Origin of the sequence: Halanaerobium saccharolyticum (assembly GCF_004362045.1) — a bacterium.
GTDB classification, from domain to species: Bacteria; Bacillota; Halanaerobiia; order Halanaerobiales; family Halanaerobiaceae; genus Halanaerobium; species Halanaerobium saccharolyticum_C.
In genome coordinates, this window is record NZ_SNWX01000074.1 from 1 (window position 1) to 1,594 (window position 1,594).

Genomic DNA, 1,594 nt, shown 5'->3' on the forward strand with positions numbered 1-1,594 from the left:
TTACTCAAACTTCGCACATAAATAACCCTTTTGCCCCTTGAAATTTCAATATTTAGCAGAATTAAAGTAATATCATTTTACTGTTTTAGGCAGATATCGGCAGATGTTCTACTAAGTTTTCTGGTACTGCCATGATAAATGCTTCTAAAAGCTGATCCAGCTGTTTTGAAGTTAATGATAATTTATCTTTAATTGTAGCAATAAAAACTTCCATCAGCATATGTATAGCCTGAATCCAGGTGATATCTGCCATTTCATCAACCAGAAGATAAAACATCTGCCCAAGTGTTCTGTCATCTGCATATTTTCTGTTTTCTACCGACAGTAACATGTATCTGGTAAATATAATTGCTGCATGAGCTGTCATAGCATCATATGATAGTGATCTGCATTCTTTACTCAGTTTTAGATATGACTTGCAAACCTTAAAGAACACTTCTATCTCCCAGCGTTTGCCGTAGATTCTGATAACTTCTTCTTCAGTTAAGTTCATGTCAGTAGTTATTAGGGCAAGATATTCATTTCGTTTGTTTCGATTGCGAACATAGACAATACGGGCAGGGATAGATTGTTCATCTTTAACTATAGTTACTTCCACTGATAAAAGATAACGAGATCTACCACGACGTTTTCTGTTTTCTCTAAAGATCTTTGTCAAAGGCTGCATCTTACCATTGTAAAGATAATGAACTTTAGAGGTTTTTTTGGCCATTGCTACTACATCATAGCCAATGTTTTTGACGGCAATCAGGGAAGATGGAGAACAAAACCAGGTATCAAAAAGCACATGAGATGCCGGAATAGCTGCTTTTTTAGCAGCTTCAAGCAGTTCAAGCATAACTTTAGTAGCTTTAGTCTGAGCTAGTTTTCTTCTGGCATATCCAACAGTCCGTTTGTCAATTTCAGCTGCTTCATTAATTCGATTTTTAGAATTCTTTGTCGAAAGCAGACAGCCATTAACTGGTAAAAAGGTGTTTCCATCTGACCAGCCGAGAGTAAGCAGTCTAAATCCAAATTTGTACTGTTTTTTTGCATGATCATATATTTTAGAGAGTAACTCAACTTTTTTAGATCTTGAACGCTCAAAGGTTGTATCATCAATAATCAGGACATTTACCCGATCATTATTTGTTAAATGCTCAATGCTGTCATCAATGATTCTACCAGCTAAAAGAGTTGTGAACTGTATCCAGTTGATGTTGATAGATTTCATAAAGCGATAAACAGTGTCTTTGGCAAAGTCTTTTTCGTTTTTTCCTGTTAAAATATCCATATACATGGAACGATTATCAAAAATCAGAGAAAACAAATAGAAAAAGATTGAAATCACTGGTATTCCTTTAGCTTTATAGGCATTTGCAGATTTTAGTACAGAAGCAACCCGATATTTTTTAAAAAAAGTTGAGACAGTAGAAAAAATTCTCTTATCATTTTGGTAAATTTGTGGTATAATTTTCATAGCATGAACCTCCGTTATGGTTTTTTGTTTGTTGCTATTCAATTATACCAAAAGCGGGGGTTTCATGCTATTTTTTTGCTAAAAAATATTGAAATTTCAAGGTGCAAAAGCACTTTTACAAGTGCGAAGTTTGAG

The 1,594-nt window shown here is 34.4% G+C and carries 1 protein-coding gene; it reads right to left on the reverse strand.

Annotated features, from left to right (window positions below; translation table 11 throughout):
* Window positions 1–85: 85 nt before the first annotated feature.
* The gene (locus DFR79_RS16020) at window positions 86–1,459 is read right to left on the reverse strand and encodes an IS4 family transposase (RefSeq protein ID WP_133516456.1); all 1,374 of its coding nucleotides are present in this window, start codon (window positions 1,457–1,459) and stop codon (window positions 86–88) included.
* Window positions 1,460–1,594: the final 135 nt, after the last annotated feature.